The sequence below is a fragment of the Stenotrophomonas sp. LMG 10879 genome (genome assembly GCF_002750935.1).
GTDB lineage: Bacteria > Pseudomonadota > Gammaproteobacteria > Xanthomonadales > Xanthomonadaceae > Stenotrophomonas > Stenotrophomonas lactitubi_B.
Map to the genome: position 1 here is coordinate 1 of NZ_PEJT01000027.1, position 389 is coordinate 389.

General features: G+C 54.0%; 1 protein-coding gene and 1 rRNA gene. One reads left to right on the plus strand and one right to left on the minus strand.

Annotation, left to right across the window (positions count from 1 at the left end):
• The coding region (locus CR919_RS21295) for a hypothetical protein (protein WP_207761057.1) at positions 1–196 on the plus strand (196 nt) is incomplete at its 5' end.
• Positions 197–271: 75 nt separating this feature from the next.
• Here the strand turns inward: CR919_RS21295 and rrf are convergent.
• A 5S ribosomal RNA gene (gene rrf / locus CR919_RS20940) occupies positions 272–386 on the minus strand.
• Between the last annotated feature and the right edge of the window lie 3 nt (positions 387–389).

Consider the following 389-nt stretch of genomic DNA (forward strand, 5'->3'; position numbering starts at 1 on the left):
TTATAGCCGGCTTTTCCGCTTCGTCAACACCTTTTTTCAAGGCCGCCTCACCGGAGTGGGCGTTGTTGCCGATGCTGCTTCGTCGTTGGACCCGAAGGCCTTTCGTCGTTGCGAGCCGCCTATTATGGCAGGCTTTTCAGCTTTGTCAACAACTTGTGAGAGGAACTTGAAGCTTTTCGCGAAGTTGTTGCCGTAAGTCCAGGTCGAAACCTGAGGCTTGCAAAAAAAGGAAAACCCCGCTGCATGAGCAGCGGGGTTTTCGGGGTATAAACCCTGGCGATGACCTACTCTCGCATGGCTTAGGCCACACTACCATCGGCGCAGCTACGTTTCACTTCCGAGTTCGGGATGGGATCGGGTGGTTCCATAGCGCTAATTTCACCAGGGAG